This window comes from Desulfobotulus alkaliphilus, from assembly GCF_007830435.1.
GTDB lineage: Bacteria > Desulfobacterota > Desulfobacteria > Desulfobacterales > ASO4-4 > Desulfobotulus > Desulfobotulus alkaliphilus.
In genome coordinates this window covers 1-17,621 of the sequence record NZ_VLLC01000035.1, presented here as the reverse complement: position 1 = coordinate 17,621, position 17,621 = coordinate 1, and the positions used below count along the sequence as shown (strand labels likewise).

19 protein-coding genes and 1 rRNA gene are annotated in these 17,621 nt (G+C 51.4%); 11 read left to right on the top strand and 9 right to left on the bottom strand.

Annotated features, from left to right (window positions below; genetic code table 11):
- Positions 1-13: 13 nt before the first annotated feature.
- The 3 genes from LZ24_RS14900 to LZ24_RS14890 are packed head-to-tail and all read right to left on the bottom strand — an operon-like array spanning position 14 to position 1,792.
- On the bottom strand, positions 14-1,339 hold the full coding sequence (locus LZ24_RS14900) for an anti-phage deoxyguanosine triphosphatase (RefSeq protein WP_144686526.1): 1,326 nt from the start codon (positions 1,337-1,339) through the stop codon (positions 14-16).
- Positions 1,340-1,358: 19 nt separating this feature from the next.
- The gene (locus LZ24_RS14895) at positions 1,359-1,598 is read right to left on the bottom strand and encodes a hypothetical protein (RefSeq protein WP_139447667.1); all 240 of its coding nucleotides are present in this window, start codon (positions 1,596-1,598) and stop codon (positions 1,359-1,361) included.
- Positions 1,595-1,792 carry a type II toxin-antitoxin system HicA family toxin gene (locus tag LZ24_RS14890; protein ID WP_144686525.1) on the bottom strand — a complete coding sequence of 66 codons (198 nt, stop codon included), beginning with the start codon at positions 1,790-1,792 and terminating at the stop codon, positions 1,595-1,597. Before LZ24_RS14890 ends, LZ24_RS14895 begins: the two co-directional genes overlap by 4 nt.
- 541 nt (positions 1,793-2,333) lie before the next feature.
- Between LZ24_RS14890 and LZ24_RS14885 the strand changes: the two genes are divergently transcribed.
- Both LZ24_RS14885 and LZ24_RS14880 read left to right on the top strand, forming a co-directional pair.
- Positions 2,334-3,008 (top strand): pseudouridine synthase, encoded by a 675-nt coding sequence (locus tag LZ24_RS14885; RefSeq protein WP_222427661.1) that lies wholly within the window; start codon positions 2,334-2,336, stop codon positions 3,006-3,008.
- 49 nt (positions 3,009-3,057) lie between these two features.
- Complete coding sequence (locus LZ24_RS14880; protein ID WP_144686523.1) at positions 3,058-3,480, top strand: rhodanese-like domain-containing protein; 423 nt, start codon at positions 3,058-3,060, stop codon at positions 3,478-3,480.
- Between the two features lie 354 nt (positions 3,481-3,834).
- Here the strand turns inward: LZ24_RS14880 and LZ24_RS14875 are convergent, their stop codons facing one another.
- The 6 genes from LZ24_RS14875 to LZ24_RS14850 form a co-directional block, all read right to left on the bottom strand.
- Entirely contained in the window at positions 3,835-5,058 is a 1,224-nt protein-coding gene (locus LZ24_RS14875; protein ID WP_144686522.1) for an HD domain-containing phosphohydrolase, read from the bottom strand.
- Between the two features lie 20 nt (positions 5,059-5,078).
- The gene (locus tag LZ24_RS14870) at positions 5,079-5,588 is read right to left on the bottom strand and encodes a chemotaxis protein CheD (RefSeq protein ID WP_144686521.1); all 510 of its coding nucleotides are present in this window, start codon (positions 5,586-5,588) and stop codon (positions 5,079-5,081) included.
- A 66-nt stretch (positions 5,589-5,654) separates the two neighbouring features.
- Complete coding sequence (gene smpB, locus LZ24_RS14865; protein WP_281282290.1) at positions 5,655-6,122, bottom strand: SsrA-binding protein SmpB; 468 nt, start codon at positions 6,120-6,122, stop codon at positions 5,655-5,657.
- Positions 6,123-6,188: 66 nt separating this feature from the next.
- Positions 6,189-7,976: a phosphoenolpyruvate--protein phosphotransferase gene (gene ptsP, locus LZ24_RS14860; RefSeq protein ID WP_246118611.1), complete on the bottom strand. Its 1,788-nt coding sequence runs from the start codon at positions 7,974-7,976 to the stop codon at positions 6,189-6,191.
- Positions 7,960-8,223, bottom strand: a complete 264-nt coding sequence (locus LZ24_RS14855; protein WP_144686518.1) for an HPr family phosphocarrier protein — start codon at positions 8,221-8,223, stop codon at positions 7,960-7,962. Before LZ24_RS14855 ends, ptsP begins: the two co-directional genes overlap by 17 nt.
- 331 nt (positions 8,224-8,554) lie before the next feature.
- Positions 8,555-8,824 carry an HU family DNA-binding protein gene (locus tag LZ24_RS14850; RefSeq protein ID WP_144686517.1) on the bottom strand — a complete coding sequence of 90 codons (270 nt, stop codon included), beginning with the start codon at positions 8,822-8,824 and terminating at the stop codon, positions 8,555-8,557.
- 832 nt (positions 8,825-9,656) lie between these two features.
- Between LZ24_RS14850 and LZ24_RS14845 the strand changes: the two genes are divergently transcribed.
- From LZ24_RS14845 to LZ24_RS14805, 9 genes are all read left to right on the top strand, one after another.
- Complete coding sequence (locus LZ24_RS14845; protein WP_144686516.1) at positions 9,657-10,460, top strand: 2-amino-3,7-dideoxy-D-threo-hept-6-ulosonate synthase; 804 nt, start codon at positions 9,657-9,659, stop codon at positions 10,458-10,460.
- 61 nt (positions 10,461-10,521) lie between these two features.
- A complete protein-coding gene (locus tag LZ24_RS14840) occupies positions 10,522-11,514 on the top strand; it encodes a 3-dehydroquinate synthase II (protein ID WP_144686515.1) in 993 nt (330 codons plus the stop codon).
- A 14-nt stretch (positions 11,515-11,528) separates the two neighbouring features.
- The gene (gene pheA, locus LZ24_RS14835) at positions 11,529-12,626 is read left to right on the top strand and encodes a prephenate dehydratase (RefSeq protein WP_144686514.1); all 1,098 of its coding nucleotides are present in this window, start codon (positions 11,529-11,531) and stop codon (positions 12,624-12,626) included.
- A 9-nt stretch (positions 12,627-12,635) separates the two neighbouring features.
- The gene (locus LZ24_RS14830) at positions 12,636-13,442 is read left to right on the top strand and encodes a shikimate dehydrogenase (protein WP_186443182.1); all 807 of its coding nucleotides are present in this window, start codon (positions 12,636-12,638) and stop codon (positions 13,440-13,442) included.
- A gap of 18 nt (positions 13,443-13,460) precedes the next feature.
- Positions 13,461-14,738, top strand: a complete 1,278-nt coding sequence (gene aroA / locus LZ24_RS14825; RefSeq protein WP_144686512.1) for a 3-phosphoshikimate 1-carboxyvinyltransferase — start codon at positions 13,461-13,463, stop codon at positions 14,736-14,738.
- The gene (locus tag LZ24_RS14820) at positions 14,735-15,265 is read left to right on the top strand and encodes a shikimate kinase (RefSeq protein WP_144686511.1); all 531 of its coding nucleotides are present in this window, start codon (positions 14,735-14,737) and stop codon (positions 15,263-15,265) included. Before aroA ends, LZ24_RS14820 begins: the two co-directional genes overlap by 4 nt.
- A gap of 45 nt (positions 15,266-15,310) precedes the next feature.
- A complete protein-coding gene (aroC, locus tag LZ24_RS14815; RefSeq protein ID WP_144686510.1) occupies positions 15,311-16,363 on the top strand; it encodes a chorismate synthase in 1,053 nt (350 codons plus the stop codon).
- Positions 16,360-17,214 carry a prephenate dehydrogenase/arogenate dehydrogenase family protein gene (locus LZ24_RS14810; RefSeq protein ID WP_144686509.1) on the top strand — a complete coding sequence of 285 codons (855 nt, stop codon included), beginning with the start codon at positions 16,360-16,362 and terminating at the stop codon, positions 17,212-17,214. The genes aroC and LZ24_RS14810 overlap by 4 nt, the downstream gene beginning before the upstream one ends.
- A 218-nt stretch (positions 17,215-17,432) precedes the next feature.
- Positions 17,433-17,621 (top strand): 16S ribosomal RNA (locus LZ24_RS14805); the annotation flags it as partial.

Sequence of the window (17,621 nt, the reverse complement as noted above, 5' to 3'; positions counted from 1 at the left end):
ACCTTAAAAAAAATCAAAGCCTGTGGAATACCGTTCCCTGCCTTGGCAAAAAAAGCCGCTCGTATAAGCGGGTAGCATATTCATCCGTCATCCCGGAAATATAATCACAGATAATTCTGAATTTTTCAGCGTCAGAATCAGCCTTTTCCCATTGTTCTTTATAGGATTTTTTTAGAAAACGGGTGGGATCTGAGCTTATGGCTCTGAATAATCGAATGACAATTTGCTGACCTCTAAAAACCAGAGTCTGGACTTCGGGAATATTGATCATGTTTTTAAAAACAAATTTTTTTAAGGATTCCAATACCTCTTTTGCATTTTGATTCAGAGCTGCGTTGAATTTGAGTATCGGATTTTCAAACGTATTTATTTCAATAATTTCTGTATTCGTTATCAGGGCATGGACAAGGCTTCCAACAGCCCGTTTCCTTTCCGATGAATTTCCAAAGAGTTTTTCCTGAATGTCGAAAAGATGATTTTCCTTTGCCCATTCTGAATTAAAATATCTGTTAACTTCCTGCCACATGTCCTTTGTGATGAGATTCAAAGTGATTCCATCCTCAAGGTCATGGATGCCATATGCTATATCATCGGCAATTTCCATGATGGACGTATCCAGAGCCTTTTCCGTGGTTCTGCCATGTTCACATGCTTTTGGTGAAATATAGTTTAAGAATGATTTTTTATCTGAGCTGGAAAAAATATCAAAAATCCAATCTGTTACATCGGATTCTTGATCGTGGTAGCATTTGGGTGGTTTCCAGTCAGACGCAAGAATAAAAGAATTCCCGGAAACAGCAGGATGTTCGGTTTTCAGGAGAGCTGAATATGTCTGAGGATATTTTAAAATGCCAAGCAAGGTCCGTCTTGATAAATTTAACCCGTATCCATGGGTATGGGTTTCAATTTTAGATAAAATCCTGAGGGTCTGACCATTTGCTTCGAAGCCTCCGAAGTTTCCCATGCAATAGTTCAGGGCAATTTCTCCGCCGTGTCCGAATGGCGGGTGCCCTAAATCATGGGCCAGACCAATGCAAAAAATCTGATCGCCATCCGGGAGGATGTCTTTATATTCAGGATGGGTTGAAGAAAGGGTGCGGACAATTCCCTTTCCAATTTGTGCAACTTCCATGGAATGCGTCAGCCGTGTTCTGTGAAAATCCCCTTCACCAACACCCAGCACCTGTGTTTTGGCCTGCAATCTGCGGAAGGCGGCAGAGTGAATAATTCTTGCCAAATCGAGTTCGGAAGGATTTCTGAAATCGCCTTGCCTTTGAAAAACAAGGGGATCACGTCTGTCCGATAAACTGTTTTTCCATTCACTTTTCGGCTGCTGCATAGCTCAGGGCTTTCTTATGTCATGCGATCTGTTGCAGTGTATTGGCAAGATCACGGCCAGCGGTGGGGGGCGGAAGGGGCTTGCCTTCCTGGTGGTACAGTTCGATGGCTTCGTCTACGATCTGACAAAGCTCGGCGAAGACCTCCTTTTCGTCCGTTCCGTGGCAACCACCATAGAGCAGGCCCGGTGCGCTGCCCACAAAACACTGATCCTCTTCGGACCATTCCACAATCTTGGCGTAAAGGGTACTTTCCTTCATTTTTTAGCCTCCTGAACCGCCATTTCTACGGCCCGTATCTGGTACTTCATGGCATCGTCTCCGGGTTTGCCAGAAATTGTCACAGACTTCGATACGTTTGGATGAACGAAATTCCGGTGGCTTCCCTTGCCGCCACGATCTTCGAAGCCCGCCTGTTTGAGCGATTGAATCAGCTCTCTGATTTTTGGCGGCACGGTACCTCCCAAGCCTGTTCATTCAAGCGGATCAACTTATATCATCAATTATTTATCTGATTACTACCCTGATTCAGCCACAGTCTGCTGGTCAGATTATTGTCAGGCCCATGTTGCGGGCTTTAATACGGGCAGGCGCAAGGCCTGCCCCTACGAATGGTTTTTACGGTCCCTGTTTTGTAGGGGCACCCTTTACGGGTGCCCGTTAACATGCGTAAAATCTGGTCATATAATTACCACGATTAAGGTTTATATGGCTGAAATACAGTGGTAATCAGAATTATTTATAGGCACCCCTTCCTGTCAAGGCAAGTATTTATTTCCTTTAATTCCCAAGGAATGCCATTTGACTTATTCCGCTCAATGATTAAATGTAGCCGAAAACAGAAGGCGTATCCCGGCCCTGTCCCAAAGATGAGACAAAGGCTGTTTTCATTTTCAGAAATTCCCCTGAAATCCTGTTTTTTCCATAAGGAGGAACCTGTATCTGCTGGAAACTACGTCTGAACAGATAAAAATTATTTATCAGGACGATGCACTGGTGGCGGTGCATAAGCCTTCCGGCATGCCCGTACACAGGGGAGGCCGGGAATCCGCATCCTGCACGGCCCTGCTCCAGACCCTGCGGGATATGCTGGATCGCCATGTCTATCCCGTCCATCGCCTGGACCGTCCCACCTCCGGCATCCTTCTTCTGGCCCTTACTCCGGATGCGGCATCCCACCTCGGAGGGCAGTTCCGCCGCCATGAAGTGGACAAAGCCTATCTGGCGCTGGTGCGGGGATACATTCCCCTCCGGGGAGTGCTGTCCCGCTTTCTGCGTCCTGAGGATAAAAAAAACGGCCTTCCCCGTTTTTCCATCACCCGCTATCACAGGGCAGAATCTGTGGAGATCCCCGTTCCCATGGGCCGGGTTTCCAGCCGCTGTTACAGCCTTGTGGAGCTGCATCCGGAAACGGGCCGGTCCCGGCAGATCCGCAGGCATTTAAAGTCCTTTTCCCATCCCATCATAGGGGATACCACCTACGGAGATGGCCGCCATAACCGCTTTTTCAGGGAAGCCTTTGGCTGTCAGCGGCTCATGCTGGCCGCTACCCGGATTTCTTTTCTTCATCCCCATTCGGGGCATCGCCTTCATCTCTCCCTGCCTCCTTCCGTAGATTTTTGCCGGGTGCTGGTGCAGCTGGGGATGGAGGCAGAGGGGGCGCAGGATTAGAAAACAGCAAGTAATTTTGATAGCTTATATTTCAGGAGGGAAAGAGAAGATGTCGGAAAAAAAATCTTTTCACATGGTTTTGTTTTTCTTCAGCCTTTTTGTGGGGATTGCCACCGCATCCTGTACCCAGACCGGCGGAGATTTCTGGATTGCCCAGAAGGATCTTGCCGCATATGTGGAAAAATCTGGGGACAGCCTCTTTCTGATGGATGTGAGGGAGGTGCAGGAATTTCAGAAGGCCCATATCCCCGGCTCTGTCAATGTTCCCCTGAGCTACCTTGGCAGCCATGGGGACCGGGTGGCGGAGTTTCTCAGGGCAAAGGAGGATGTAAAGGAAGTGCTGCTCATCTGCAACACCCACAACCGCAGCCGCAAAGCCAGAGAAATTCTGATGCAAAAGGGCGTGACCCAGCGGATACGGGTTCTGGAGATGGGGGTGTCCGGCTACACCAGGGCTGCTTTTTCCCCTTAGTGCTTTTTTGTTTATGAATCTGTAATCATTCAGCACCTTCATACTGCTGCAAGGCTCCGTGGCTATTTGCAAGTGACATTGCAATCGTTTCGTTTTCGTCACGGGCAAATAGCCTGGGGCCTGTGCATCTGTCTGGCAGCTATGGTACTTGGAAAACTGTGCTGAATAGCAGCTCACGCCCTGCTAGGGCGTCTTGTCATAGAGTAACTTGTGCAGGATTCAAATTAATTTCGATCAGTGATGGATAATTGGCCATTTTTTAAGCTTTTGAATTAAAAGAACTAAATTCAAGTTACTCAGAAGTTGAATAAATTTTTAAGTTTTAATTTTTTTTGTATGCATAATTCTTAATAACTAAGGAAACCGTTGGGAAATCTGTTGGAAAACATCAAGAATATCAAAAAAAATTTCCACAAGTTCCGGATCGAACTGGCTGCCTGCCCCTTCCCGTATCACCTCCAGCACGCGTTCCTCCTCCCAGGCTTTTTTGTACACCCGCTGATGGGAGAGGGCATCATAGACATCTGCCAGGGCAACAATTCTTCCGAAAATGGGAATTTCTTCTCCCTTGAGGCCCAAAATCTTTCCATTTTCGCCTGTTTTCTCCGGCAGGGCAAGCCCCGTTGCAATATCTATATGGCCGGGATATCCTCTGCCATCCCACCTTTCATGGTGGGTGAGGGTCACCTCTGCTGCGGCATGGTCAAAATCTGAATGAACGTCCAGAAAAAGCTTTGCCCCATGGAAGGTATGGGTTTTCATGGTATCAAACTCTTCTTCTGTCAGTCGTCCGGGTTTTTTCAGAATGCCGTCAGGTATGGCTACTTTTCCCACGTCATGGAGCATGGCAGCCATGCGCAGGCGGTCCCTCTGCCGTTCGATGACGATTTTATCCATTCCCCGACGTTTTGCCCAGGCTTCATAGAGCAGTACGGAATAACTGGCAACCCGGTTGACATGGGCTCCGGTTTCCTTGGGATCCCGCATCTCTGCCATCTGAATCATGCGCAGAAGAATGGACCGGGTGAGGCTGGCCCGCTCCAGAGCCAGGGATGCGATGGATGCAAAATGTTTCAGGATACGGGTGTCTTTGTTTCTGAAGGGACGCACCGGGCTTTCCTGTCCCCTGGGATTGAGAATCTGAAGGACACCAAGAACCTTCTGGTTGATATCCCGGAGGGGAAGGGTGTACATGGACCGGCTCCGGTAGCGGGCCCGGATATCAAAGGAGCGGGAAAAGCGGTAGGGGGCTGTTTCGGGTATCTGATATACATCATCAATGCAGAGGGCCTTATTGTGTAAGGCGACATAGCCTGCAATGCTTCTGTCGTCTATGGGAAGGGTGAAGCTTGTATATAAAAGTTTTTCGTCTTCCGGCAGGTTTTTCTGGAGGGTATCATTCTGGGTGTAGGCAAAGCGCAGCGTGTTTTTTTCCCGGATGTAGATGGAGCCGGCATCGGCATGGACAAAGGTTCTGGCTTCCGTAAGGATGCGCTCCATGAGAATGTCCAGATCCTGAATGGCACCCAGATCACAGCCCAGCTGAAGCAGCCGGTCCCGTTGTTCATTTTCATGCATGGCAGATCCTTTCTCTTTTTTTATCGCATACCTTCATAGGGATACCAGTCACCGGAACGGAGACGCTCTACCCTGTAAACAAGGGATTCTCCTGATAAGGTATCAAAAATAACCTTTCTTCCCCTGTTGCCACCCGTATCCCTTACACTGACGGGGATTCCGGCTTTGTCCAGAAGGCTTTGGGCAATGGTGACGTTTTTTTCTGCCACCTGACGGGCTTCGGGCATGGAAGCATGGACGGCACCACCAAAAATCATGGCTTCAAGGTGTTTTTTTGAGGGCTGTTCTTTGAGAAATATGCGGATCAGGGTTGATGTCGCTACGTTACCATAAAATGTGGTTGCATTTTCAGGGGCCGGGGCCTGGGGGTAGAGGAAATGGTTCATGCCCCCTTTTCTGTTTTTTCGGTCAAAAAGAGCAACGGCCACGCAGGAACCGAGAACGGCGGAGATCACCGTGCCTTCGTCCGGTACAAACAAAAAACCGGGGCGTAAAAGATAGCTGGGCAGGATTTCCTGATGATCCGTCATGAAAGCCGCCTGTAAGGAAAAAGGAGGAGGCGGGACCATGGAAAAAAGTCCCTTGAAAATTTTTTTTCAGTCATCACTTCCGTGCTTTTGCCGGTTCAGCCGGCCCATGGCAACCTTGACTTCCCTTTCCTTGATGGCATGGCGTTTATCATAGGTTTTTTTACCCCGTGCCAGAGCCAGAGCCACCTTTACCTTGCCCTGCTTGAAATAGAGCTTGGCTGGAATCAGAGAATAGCCCTTTTCCTTTGTCTTGCCAATCAGTTTGACGATTTCAGACTTGTGCAGAAGCAGCTTGCGGGTACGCAGGGGATCGTGGTTGTTGTAATAGGCGTGGGTATAAGGGCTGATGTGCATCTGCATGAGAAAAACTTCACCGTTTTTTATCTGGGCGTAGGCATCCTTGAGATTGACCTGGCCGTTTCTTAATGATTTGACCTCGGTTCCCGTAAGAACGATGCCCGTTTCCATCACGTCTTCAAAGGTATAATTATGGCGTGCTTTCCGGTTGTCCGTGATGATTTTTGTACCACTCACCTCTGTCTGTCTCCTTTTGATGGCCGTATACGCTTTGTGCCTGTCTGGTCCGGGGACGGCTTGCGCTTATACAAAATCCGTTTGCATGAATTTCCCATATTTCAGTGAAATGGCATCCATGACCTCCTGGGTCTGGCTTTTTTCAAGGAGGGATTCCGTAAAAAGCCGGCATTCATGGCCTTCCATATTTCTTATCATATCTTTAATCGCCGGAATAGACTGGGGATTCATGCTCAGCTCCCGGATGCCCAAGCCCATGAGTACGGGAAGATGAAAGGGGTCTCCTGCCATTTCTCCGCACATGGCAACAGAAATCCCTGCCTTATCCGCTTCATCCACAATCCGCTTGAGCATGCGCAGAACGGCAGGATTCAGGGAGTTGTACAGGTGGGCCACCTGGGGATTGCCCCTGTCAATGGCTAAAAGGTATTGTACCAGATCATTGGTGCCGATGCTGAAGAAATCCACCTCACGGGCAAGGACATCCGCCATGACCACCGCAGAAGGCACCTCAATCATGATGCCGACGGGGATCTCCGGGTTGTGGCGCTTTTCTTCCCCGGCCAGTTCCTTCGCACATGCCCTCAGGAGTTTTCTTGCTTCCCGGACCTCTTCAAGGCAGGAAATCATGGGAAACATGATCTGGGCATTGCCATAGGCAGCAGCCCGCAGAATGGCACGGAGCTGGGTTTTGAACACTTCCTTTTTTTTCAGGCAGAAACGGATGGCCCTGAGACCTAAGGCAGGATTGGCTTCCTCCGGTGTGAGGGTGTAGGAAATGGCCTTGTCCCCATTGATATCCAGGGTGCGGAAGGTGACAGGAGCCGGGGCCATGAGCTCCAGCACTTCCCTGTATTGTTCAAAAAGCTCTGTTTCGCCTGGAAAGTTGTTCCGGCTCAGATAAAGGAATTCGGTTCTTAAGAGTCCGATGCCATTGCCCCCGTGATCCCTCACGGAAACAACCTCTTCGGCCAGTTCGATATTGCCCAGTACCTGAAATTCCATACCATCGGCGCTGATGGCAGGCAGATGGCTGCTTCGGGATATGGAGGCCCTGTGCTCTTCGAAACGGCGTTTTTTTTCTTCATATAATAAAAGGGTATTGTCTTCGGGGTGCACGATAACCCTGCCCGCAATGCCGTCCACAATAATGATATCGTCATTGTGCAGACTGGATGTTGCATCCCCCAGTCCCAGGACGCAGGGAATGCCCAGGGTTCGGGCAATGATGCTGGTATGGGACGCTGTTCCTCCGTGATCCGTGACAAAACCCATCACCCATTCCAGTTGAATCTGACTTGTCTGGGCCGGGGAAATATCACTGGCCACAAGGATGACCCGTTTGCTGATACTGCTGATGCTTTCTTCCTTGGCCCCTACGAGGTTGCGCATGATCCGGTCCGATACATGGACAATATCCGTGGATCTTCCCTGCAGATAGGGGTCTTCAATATCCTGAAACATGGCCCTGACCTCAGCCACCACATTTTTAAGGGCCCATTCCGCATTCACATTTTCCCGTTCAATGGCTTCAAGGGTACGGCCATATAGCATTTTATCCTTGAAAAGAACCAGATGGGTTTCGAGAATCTGGATATGTTCCTTGAGGGCTTCGGGTGTGGCTTCTATAATTTCAAGCAGTTCATTTTTAGCGGTACGTACGGCGGTTTTAAAGCGGGTTATTTCTCTGGTCTTCTGGTCCTGGCTGATCGTGTACTGGGGAATCACATCCACGCCTTCCCGACCGACCATGTAAGCCTTTCCAATACATATGCCGGGGGCACCGCTGATCCCCTGAAAAATGACTTCTTTTTTTTCTCCCGTAGGCATGCTTTTTTTATTCTCCGAATCCATTTTCGATCAGCATGGCAATGCTGTCGAGGATGGGAAGATCTTCGGGATCTTCTGCGTGAAGGGTAATCCGGGCGCCCTGTCCACAGGCAAGGGTCAGGATATCAATGATACTGGTGGCATCCACACGTTCTTCTTCGTGGCAGATCCACACCCCTGATTTTGCAGTCTGGGCAATACGGGCAATGGCCGCAGCGGGTCTGGCGTGGATACCGGATGCATTGGTAATGGTAAGTTCTTTTGGATGCACGTTGGATGTAAAACCATGAAGATCAAAAAGTTGTGCGGTTTTTTCTTTGAAAAGCCGCTGTTGAGAAAAGGCAGTCAGATTGTATACGCTTTTTTGGGGATTGCAACGCCCATTTTTGAGCCCTGCCGGGATAAAGGGAAACGGATAGGAGTCGGTTTAAACAAGTGCCTTGAAATATAAAGGTGTAACGGGGCAGTTGTTTTACCCCGTTACACCCTCATGCTGCATATCCGGTTCCGTCTGACAGGGTGCTCCGGAAAAAAGAACCCTTTTTAAATGGATATCTCAGATCCGCTTTTGTGGTGAGGCCTGAACGCTCTGCCTCTCCTTTTTACTTCATGGCATCCTTAAGGGCTTTTCCAGGAATAAATTTTGGAATTTTCCGGGCAGAGATTTCGATTTCTTCTCCGGTCTGGGGATTGCGGCCCTTTCTTGCCTGACGCTCCATGGCTTTAAAGGTGCCGAAACCAACGAGGGTTACGGGCTCATTGTCGGACAGCGCCTTGGTAATGGTTGCAAATACGCAGTCTACGGCAGCCTGAGCATCTTTTTTGGAACTGACAACCTTTGCAACTTCTGCGACCAGATCACCCTTGTTCATGCAGAACCTCCTTGAATGTTAATCTTCGATAGTCATCGCTTTTATGGTGGCAGGACTAAACGTAGGTAGTAATTAAACGAAAGCTTTTTTATCCATGATGGCTGAAAAAGAATGTGGTTCCTTAAAGCCTCAGGCTTTCGGACCCTGACAGCTGCAATCATGATTATGGAAAAGAAAACAGCGGATAACCGAAATACTTAAAAAACGATGGTATTTGGGAAAGCCTTGCGCATACCAAGACAAATTACGTGCTTGTCCGGAGCCTGTCAAGAAAGATTTTTATGAAATTTGGTTTGAAAATTAAAATGTTATATTGATTTTCTCTGGAATTTGTGCATGGCGTTTTTCTGCGGCACAGGCATGCATTTGATTTTTCATTATAAAAACAGGTAAACGCTGTTTCTTTAGGGATATGCTATAGCAGGTGCTGTGATTCCGTGCAAGCCTGTTTTTCCCTGTTTTTCATAAAAACGTTCTTCTCCCGTTCTTTTTGAAAAACCATGATGCAGATGCAAAAAAAACTTGACCGGAGGTCATTTTCCGGTTACATCAGACAGAGTTTAAAACAGCATCGTCTAACTTGAAAGGTTTCTCATCGTGAATCAGTCTTTTGCAGGCAGCTTTTATTGCTATTATTGGTGGTACTATTTTAGTATCGACCTGCCTGCACCTGCGCTGGAACAGAAGAAGGTAAAATAACAGCAAAGGTACCGGGGGCGGGTCGGCAAAAGGACTCCCCACGGTGGCAATACAGGTATAAATTATAAAAGGGCCGTGGAGAGAACTCTGCGGCCCTTTTTGCATATTTTTTATATTACAGGAGACAGTCAGCATGATCGGCAAACAGATTCGCATGGAACGCATCATTAACCGGGAAACAAAAAAAACCATTATTGTTCCCCTTGATCACGGTGTATCCGTGGGACCCATTGACGGTATCCGCAATCTGACCGCCACCATCCAGAAGGTGGCCGAAGGCGGAGCCAACGCCATTGTGGAACACAAAGGTCTGGTGGAGGATGGACTTCGTGGCAGTGGCCCGGATATCGGTCTCATCATTCATCTTTCCGCTTCCACCAGCCTTTCTCCCAAGCCCAATGCCAAAACCATTGTCTGCTCCGTGGAGGAAGCCATCCGTCTGGGTGCGGATGCCGTGAGCGTGCATGTGAACCTCGGCAATGGGGATGAAAAGCAGATGCTCAATGATTTTGGGCGCATCAGCTATGATGCCCGGAACTGGGGAATGCCGCTCCTTGCCATGATGTACCCCAGAGGGGAAAAAATCCGGGATGAGTACGACAAAGAAGCCATCAAGCATGCAGCCAGGGTAGGGGCTGAAATGGGTGCGGATATTGTGAAGGTGTCTTACACGGGCTCTGCAGAGACCTTCCGTGAGGTGGTGGAAGGCTGCTTCAGGCCCGTTGTCATTGCCGGAGGCCCTAAGATGGACTCGGACCGGGATATCCTTGAGATGGTGAAGGGGGCAACGGATGCTGGAGGTGCCGGTGTTTCCATGGGACGCAATGTCTTTCAGCACAAGAATCCCCGCGGTCTGGTCATGGCGTTTTCTGCTATTATTAATAGAGGTGCATCCGTGGAAGAGGCCATGGCAATTTTGCAGGGTGAAGCTGTCTGATGGTGTTTTTTTAGGTGTCCGGGGATGTGTGGACGGATTTTAACAGGAGAGGTGGGTAAAGATGCGGGAAATATGGGTGAAAATTGCACCCTGGAATAAGGAGCTGGTACTCACGGCCCTTGAGGGCGGAGCCCATGGGCTCTGGGTGGAAGATGGCAGGGGGCAGGACGTTGCTGAGCTGGCAAGGATTCCGGTAATTGCTTCCGATGGAGACTTTGTCCCCGGAGAAACATCTGAAATTTTTAAGATTTCTGACGGAAGTCAGGAGGAGGCCGTGGCGGCTCTGTCTGTCAGCCGTCTGGTGGTGCTGGAGTGTACGGACTGGACCATCATTCCCCTTGAAAATCTCATTGCCAAAAAGGCGGATGTCATGCCCGTGGTGCGGAGTTTTGAGGAGGCACGTACGGCCTTTGGTATCCTTGAGGTGGGCGTCCGGCGGGTCATGCTGGACATTCAGGAGCCAGCGGCCCTGCAGGCGGCCCTTTCCGGATTGCAGGAAGTCCATGGCAGTGAAATGCTGGAGGAGGCTGTGGTGACGGAGATCCGCCCTCTGGGTATGGGAGACCGGGTCTGTGTGGATACCTGCACCTCCATGCTGCCGGGACAGGGGATGCTGGTGGGTGACAGCTCTTCGGCCCTTTTCCTTGTACATGCAGAGACGGAATCCAATCCCTATGTGGCACCCCGGCCTTTCCGGGTGAATGCCGGAGCCGTGCATGCCTATACCCGTGTGGACGGGGGGCGTACCCGTTACCTTGCGGAGCTGAAGGCCGGTGATTCCGTGATGCTGGTGGACAGCAGCGGGAACACCAGTCCTGCCGTGGTGGGTCGGGTGAAGATTGAAAAAAGACCCCTTCTTCTGATCCGTGCGGAGGTTGCGGGCAAAGGGATTCATACCATTGTGCAGAATGCGGAGACCATCCGTTTGACAGCGCCGGGGGGCAGGCCCGTGTCCGTTGTTTCCATCACTCCCGGAGACCGTGTGCTGGTCTGCCTTGAAGAGGGCGGCAGGCACTTTGGCCATGCGGTGGAAGAAACCATTACGGAGCAGTAGGGACGGGAGAAAACATGAGTGAAGATATGGAAGGGGTGCGGCAGGCCCTGGATCGCCTGCGTATCCGCATAGACAGCATAGATGATACCATCCTTGATCTTCTCAATGAAAGGCTGGAGATTGGGCGGGAAATCGGAGCGGTTAAGGAAAAGGCCGGACTTCAGGTACTGGACCGGTCCCGGGAAAAAAGTATTTTTGACCGCCTTGTGGCCCGCAGTGAAGGACGGCCCGTTTCCGATACCCTGATCCATCATTTATATGGCATTGTTATGGCTGCCACCCGTGAGGTGCAGCGTTCCCGGACCATTGCCTATCTGGGGCCGGAGGCCACCAATACCCATATTGCTGCGCTGCAGCAGTTTGATTATGCGGGCCAGTTCGTTCCCAGAACCACCATAGCCGATGTTTTTGAGGAAGTGGAAAAGGGAAGCTGTGACTATGGTGTGGTGCCTGTTGAAAATTCGCTGGAAGGGGCTGTGAACCACACATTGGATCTCCTGTTTCTCTCTCCCCTGAGCATATGCGCGGAAACCTGCCTTGCCATTTCCCACGATCTTTTATCCCGTGAAACAGATCTTGCATCCGTTTCCGTCGTGTATTCCCACCCTCAGGCTTTGGCCCAGAGCAGACGCTGGCTGGCCCAGAATCTGCCCCATGCCCGTCTTGTGGAGATGGCCAGCACGGCGGCTGCGGCAAGAAAGGCCGCCATGGAGCCGGGTGCCGCTGCCGTGGCGGGCTCCCAGGCCGCGGCTATTTACAACCTGCAGGTGCTGGCATCCCATATAGAAGACAGTGGCCGCAATACCACCCGCTTTCTGGTGATCGGAAGGGACGAGACACGGCCCACGGGATCGGACAAGACAACCATCATGTTTGTCACAGCCCACGTACCCGGTGCACTGTTCAGTGGTTTGAAGCCCCTGGCGGATCTGAACATCAACCTTGTGAAGCTGGAGTCAAGGCCCACCCGTCAGGAAAACTGGAACTATTTTTTCATTGCCGATCTCGAAGGTCATCGGGAAGATGACCTTATCCGGGAGGCCATTGACAGGATGCGGCCGAACTGCCTTTTCCTGAAAACCGTGGGGTCCTATGCCCGCTGCAGTTTTTAAGGGGGAATAATGGATGCGGGAACTTCTCTTTTCGGCGTGATGGGTCATCCTGTGGGGCATAGCTTAAGTCCTGTGATGCACAATGCGGCCTTTGGTTTTCTGGGACTCAATGCTGTCTACCTTGCCTTTGATGTCGGGGATCCGGCAGGAGTGCCCGTGGCCATGAGAACGCTGGGTATCCGGGGCATGAGTGTGACTTTGCCCCACAAGGAAGCCCTTTTGGCACTGGTGGATGATCTGGACCCCATGGCAGAGAAAATGGGGGCGGTGAACACCCTTTGCCTGAAGGATGATGGCCGCATTCTCGGGCTGAATACGGACTGGTGCGGCGCACGGGATGCCCTTCTGGACGCAGGTCCCCTTCATGGAAAAAGGGCTGCCATTCTGGGGGCCGGAGGGGCTGGCAGGGCAGTGGCTTTCGGGATTCGGGAGGCAGGGGCTTTTCCCCTTATTGTGAACCGCAGCCGGGAAAAGGGGGAGGCTCTGGCCCGTGATCTGGGGGCGGATTTCTGTCTTCTTTCGGAATTTACGGGGAGCGGTATGGATATTCTGGTGAACACCACCTCCCTTGGCATGTATCCGGATGTGGATGCCATGCCCGTTCCGGGTGAGGTACTCCATGGGGGCATGGTGGTGATGGATATCGTTTACAATCCCAGAAAAACAAGGCTGATCAGGGCTGCGGAGTCCCTCGGATGCCGTGTGGTGGATGGCCTTGAAATGTTTATCCGTCAGGGGGCTTTGCAGTTTGAGGTATGGACGGCCAGGGAAGCTCCCGTTGATTGTATGCGGAAAGCCGTTGAAGCTGTTTTATGACAAATGAAAGGGAATACCATGTCCGAGGCCCTGTTTGAGGTGCGCACCCATCGTCCGGAAAATATTCGTGTCCGGATTCCGGGATCCAAAAGCTACACCCACCGGCTGCTCATTGCCGCAGCCCTTGCCGATGGTCCTTCGGAGGTATCGGGCTGCCTGCGCAGTGAAGATACCCTTCTGACCGCCGAAGCCCTTCGTCAGATGGGTATTTCTGTAAAGGACCACGGAGACGGCAGGATGGATGTGGAAGGAAGGGGAGGCAGGCTTCCGGGTGCCAGTGAAGTTGTTTTTCTTGCCAACTCAGGAACTTCCATGCGTCTTCTTTCGGCCATTGCCGGTCTTGGTGAAAAAACCAGTACGCTGGATGGCAACGCCCGCATGCGTCAGAGACCTTTGGGAGATCTGCTGGATGCTCTGGGGCAGGTGGGTATTCCTGCCCGCAGCCTGCCGGAAACAGGGTGCCCGCCCGTTGTGATCGGTGGAGGCAGCCGCAGGGGAGGTGCACTTTCCATTGCCTGTCACCTCAGCAGTCAGTATCTCTCCGGTCTTCTGCTCATGGCTCCCTGTCTGGAGCAGGGGCTGGATATCACCGTGACCCGGGGGCCGGTTTCAAGACCTTATATAAAGATGACCCTTGAGATTTTAAAAAAAATGGGTGTTTCATTTTCCAGTGAAGGGGATACCCGCTACAGGGTTCCCGGCGGACAGACCTACAGGGCTGGAAATTATCAGGTGGAGCCGGACGCTTCCAATGCCAGTTATTTTTTTGCCGCCGCGGCCGTTACGGGCGGGTCCGTTTGTGTGGAAGGTCTTTCTTTAGGCTCTGTTCAGGGGGATCTGGGGCTTCTGGGTATTTTTGAAAAAATGGGATGCACCGTGACCAGCGACAGCCATGGAATTTGTGTCAGGGGAGGGGATCTTTGTTCCGTGGACGTGGATATGGGGGATATGCCGGATATGGTGCCGACCCTGGCTGTGGTTGCCGCCTTTGCTAAGGGCACCAGCTATATCCGCAATGTGGCCCATCTTCGTGAAAAGGAATGTGACCGCCTCTCGGCAGTGGCTACGGAACTCAATCGCATGGGAGGGTCTGTGCGCATTGTGGGGGATGATCTGGAAATCGATGGGGGCTGTCCCCTGCACGGGGCAAGGATTCACACCTATGATGATCATCGTATGGCCATGTGTTTTTCCGTGGCTGGACTGCGTGTGCCCGGTGTTGTGATTGAGAATCCAGCGTGTGTGGCAAAATCCTTTCCGAATTTTTTTGATGTGTTTGCAAGGGTCATGGGATGAAGGCACGTATTTTTCTTGTGGGATACCGCTGTGTGGGAAAAAGTACGGTGGCTTTACATCTGGCCCGTATGCTGGATGTGGCATGGGTGGATCTGGACCGTAAGATGGAAGAGCATGCCGGATGCTCCATCGAAGAGTTTGTTCAGCGTGAGGGCTGGGAGGCCTTCCGGGAGCTGGAAATGCTTACCCTTCAAAGGGTGCTGGAAGAAGACTTTATTGTTGTAGCCACGGGCGGCGGCATTGTCACCCGGGCTGAGAACATCCGCACCATGAGGGAACAGGGGCTGGTTTTTCATCTGGATGCCATGGCGGAAACCATAGCTGCGCGCATGGAGCAGGACCGGAAAAATGGTTTTGTCCGTCCTGCCCTCAAGGGGGTGTCTGCCCTTGATGAGGTGAAGGATATCATGGCTGCAAGGGCGCCTCTGTATGCTGAGGCTGCCCATGGGACGGTAAGGACCGATCATCTTTCTCCGGAAAATGTGGCCTTGGAAATTGTGCAGGCCCTGAAACAATATTTGCAGTAAACGATATGCCGCCGTAAAAAAGGTGGTTTGAAAGGAAGGTAGCAGATGGCAGGAAGCACCACGGGCCACATGTTCCGTGTCACCACCTGGGGGGAATCCCATGGTCCGGCCGTTGGCTGCGTGATTGACGGCTGTCCTCCGGGGCTCAGGCTGGATGCATCGGTGGTGCAGCGGGAGCTGGACAGGCGGAAGCCGGGGCAGGCAAAAACCAGCACCACCCGCAGGGAAGCGGATATCTGCGAAATTCTTTCCGGCGTGTTTGAGGGCAAAACCACAGGTACGCCCATATCCATTCTTGTCTGGAACAAGGATGCCCGCTCCGGAGCCTATGAAGACATCAAAGACCTTTTCCGGCCGGGTCACGGGGATCTGAGTTATCAGGCCCGATATGGCATACGTGACTGGCGGGGGGGCGGACGGGCCTCGGCCAGAGAAACCATAGGCCGGGTGGCAGCGGGTGCTGTGGCCGGGCAGCTTCTTTTTGAGAAGGGCATCGCTGTGCGGGTTTTCACCCTTGCTCTGGGGGGAGTGAAGGCTGAAAAGCTGGATATGGAAGCAGTACACGGCAATCCCTACGGATGCCCGGATTCTGAAGCGGCTCTGGCCATGGATGCCAGGGTGGAAGAGGTGAAAAAGGCGGGGGATTCCATCGGTGGCCTTGTGGAGCTGTGGATAGACGGTCTTCCTGCAGGTCTGGGGGATCCGGTCTTTGACAAGCTGGATGGAGATCTTGCCTCGGCCATGATGGGAATCGGGGCTGTGAAGAGTGTTGAAATCGGAGCTGGTTTTGCCGTGGCGGATCTCAAGGGAAGTGAATCCAACGATGCCATGGCAGCGCAGGGATTTCTTTCCAATAACAGCGGCGGGATCCTTGCCGGCATCAGCAGCGGTGCAAGGGTGGTGCTGCGGCTGGCGGTAAAACCCATACCTTCCATCGGTATTCCCCAGCAGACCGTGGATATCCATGGCGCTCCCGCTACCATTGTCACCCGTGGCAGGCATGATGTCTCAGCCATTCCCCGCATTCTTCCCGTGGCAGAAGCCATGGCAAAGCTTGTCATTGCAGATCATATGCTTCGCTGGAGGGCCATTCAATGATTCCGGGTGCTTTTTCGGGGAAAACCATTGGTATTGTCGGTGGTCATGGTGGCATGGGCCGCTGGTTTGCGTCTTTTTTCCGTGACATGGGGCTTGCTGTGGAGGTGTCGGATCTGGACACAGCCATGTCCAATGAAGAGCTTGTGCTGAAATCGGATATTGTGATTCTGTCCACACCCATGGCTGTGGCTGTATCTCTGGCCCGGGAGCTGGGGCCACTGATGACGGAAGAAAAGCTTTTTGTGGATTTTTCTTCTTTAAAGGAAGAAGTGGTGCAGGCCATGGTGGATTTCTCTTCTGCCGGGGTTTTGGGTGTTCATCCCATGTTCGGACAGTATACGGCATCCATGCAGGGGCAGAATGTCATTCTGACTCCGGGGAGGGGAGATTTGTGGACAGATCCTTTCCGTTGTCTTTTTGAAGATGCAGGTGCCGTTGTCTCTGTTATGGAGGCCGCCACCCATGACCGTCATATGGCCTTTGTTCAGAGTGTGACCCATCTTATTACCATTGCTACCGGGGCCTACATGATGCAGGAAAACATGGATCCGGAAACCGCATGTCGTGTAGCTACACCGATTTTCCGCTTGAATGTGGATTTTGTGGGCAGGCTTTTTGCCCTGGATCTGGGCTTGTACGAAGATCTTATTGCAAGAAACCCCTATGCCAGAGAAGTCAGTGGTCTTTTTGCAAAGGTGCTGGCGGAGACTTCTGGAATACTTCTGGACGATCCGTCTGCGGATAAAAGACAGAGGATGGAAGATATTAAAAACTTCCTTGGAGCCTTTACCGGGGATGCCCTCAGGGAAACCAATGAGATTCTGAATTGTCGTTTTATGAAAAAAGACTGAAATCAGTTGTGAAATATTCAGTTTTTCAGAATGTTTACAAAAAAAATAAAAAAGCTTGAAAAAAGTCGTTGACAGGGAGGGTCTAAATCGATAGTTTGCGCCTCGTTGCTCACGGAGCGGCGGATCGCAAAAGTCGATCTTTGAAAATCAGATAGTGAAAGATAAAGTAACATGCCCTGAGTATCCCGCCTTTTTAAGGTGGGGGTAGTACCAGAGATTCAACGGAGAGTTTGATCCTGGCTCAGAATGAACGCTGGCGGCGTGCTTAACACATGCAAGTCGAACGAGAAAGTTCCCTTCGGGGGACAAGTAAAGTGGCGCACGGGTGAGTAACGCGTGGATAATCTGCCCTTGAATTCGGAATAACATCGCGAAAGCGGTGCTAATACCGGATGATGTTGTATTTT